This window comes from Vibrio sp. 1078-1 (assembly GCF_033340475.1).
Map to the genome: position 1 here is coordinate 1 of NZ_JAWOWM010000825.1, position 532 is coordinate 532.

Annotated in this window: 1 protein-coding gene and 1 pseudogene; both read left to right on the plus strand. The window is 40.0% G+C overall.

The genetic code is table 11. From position 1 onward, the window contains the following. Nucleotides 1-141, plus strand: a 141-nt coding sequence (gene rpmG / locus R7190_RS30295; protein WP_318138266.1) for a 50S ribosomal protein L33, incomplete at its 5' end; no start/stop codon positions are given. A gap of 175 nt (nt 142-316) precedes the next feature. Then, nucleotides 317-532, plus strand: a pseudogene (locus R7190_RS30300) (hypothetical protein); the annotation flags it as partial.

Sequence of the window (532 nt, forward strand, 5' to 3'; positions counted from 1 at the left end):
CGTATAGTATCTTCAGCAGGTACAGGCCACTTCTACACAACTGATAAGTACAAGCGTAACATGACAGGCAAATTTGAGATCAAGAAATTTGATCCAGTTGTACGCCAGCACGTTATGTACAAAGAAGCTAAAATCAAATAATTGGTTTTGTCTCTTTGACGATTTGAAAAACCCAACTTTCGAGTTGGGTTTTTTATTATCTGAAATCCTCACTATTCCTTCAAATCCACCTTCACCATGTTTACATGCTGATGCTCTAGTCAATTCCTGTAACCTTTGCTAGTTTGTCACTAGAACTAAGATAGTAGGAACCGTTATGCGTATTAGTCCGACTCGCCGTCGCCGTTGGAACAATATTCTAATATTGGGCATTATCGCGTTTATCGTGATCTTAAATGCGCCGATGTGGATCAAAACGTACTTGTTGTCAGAGAACGTTGATCCTTATCCGCATTTACTTCGAACTGATCATTCGGTTAGCGCTATTTATTCCAATAGTCTTGAATTGGAGTTTCGCGATGGGCGATGGCAT